Annotated in this window: 1 pseudogene; it reads left to right on the top strand. The window is 31.1% G+C overall.

The annotated features are described in order from the left end of the window. A pseudogene (locus tag KH893_RS12645) lies at positions 1 to 412 on the top strand (hypothetical protein); the annotation flags it as partial.

The raw sequence follows: 412 nt of genomic DNA, 5'->3' as shown, positions 1-412 counted from the left end.
AATAGATTTGTTTTATTTGGATATATTTAATAAAGAAATGTTCATTAATGCTGATGGCTTTGCTAATTTGATTAATTCGCGTATTGGCAGAAATTTGGCAGACAAAGAGATTCGAGCTTTTACAAAGATCTTTATAACTTTAGCAAAAATATTACATGAGGATAATTTTTCGATTGATTTAAATTTGTTGCAATCCGGCAACAATCAAATGCTTCCGCTTAGAAAGGTTGATCTTCCAGCTATTGTAACAGATCAATTGTTTGTTTTAGCACAGAGTCAGCAAAAAGATATTTTTGCTCTGGATAATGGCTTTCAAATTGACTTCAACGAGGAAATGAGTTTATATTTAATTCAGGCAATTGATTCGATTGGGCATTCTCAATGGTTTTTTAAGGTCTTTGATACATATGAC

It is taken from the genome of Liquorilactobacillus sicerae, from assembly GCF_029916425.1.
Lineage (GTDB): Bacteria > Bacillota > Bacilli > Lactobacillales > Lactobacillaceae > Liquorilactobacillus > Liquorilactobacillus sicerae.
Note: the sequence above shows the minus strand (reverse complement) of the source record. Positions and strands in the feature narration are given on the sequence as shown.